Origin of the sequence: Bifidobacterium choladohabitans, assembly GCF_016102005.1 — a bacterium.
Classification (GTDB): domain Bacteria; phylum Actinomycetota; class Actinomycetes; order Actinomycetales; family Bifidobacteriaceae; genus Bombiscardovia; species Bombiscardovia choladohabitans.
In genome coordinates this window covers 1-503 of sequence record NZ_JACFPL010000010.1, presented here as the reverse complement: position 1 = coordinate 503, position 503 = coordinate 1, and the positions used below count along the sequence as shown (strand labels likewise).

Below are 503 nucleotides of genomic sequence, written 5' to 3'. Positions count from 1 at the left end.
ATGGCGGGATTGATTTCAAGGAGGCCAAGGAGAAGCAGGATCTTGACGGCTATTTCAAGATGGTCACCTGGCCTGTCACCACGAATCGGGATGGCAGCGCTTGTACCGTCAGCCCTGAAGTGTACAACCCCAAGAGCGCTGGTCTTGTAGGGATAAACGATGGTATGTCCACCGTGGAGAAGGATACGAATATCTCTGCGGGCTGGACGATCAATAGCGCCTTTTATAAGTATGACGTGCCTCGTCCTGATGATCCTACGATCACCAAGATCGAAAACGATGCTGATGCCGGTTTGGATGCTTCTGGAAGCGTGTATACGACCAAGCTTGATCCGGTAATCAGTGGTGAGTGCATGCCCTCCAAGGATGCCGCGCGTCCCAACAAGGTCGTTCTCTACGGCGAGGACCCAGCAATCCCATTGTGGAGGGGCAGGGCACGAATGGCGATGACCTGGTGAAAGGGACGGACACGTGGGGGTTCAGGCTGGGCGAGGCTGAGTGCC

Annotated in this window: 1 pseudogene; it reads left to right on the top strand. The window is 55.3% G+C overall.

Annotated elements, in window-relative coordinates:
* Positions 1-458 (top strand): annotated as a pseudogene (locus H3S97_RS08325) (hypothetical protein); the annotation flags it as partial.
* Positions 459-503 lie beyond the last annotated feature (45 nt).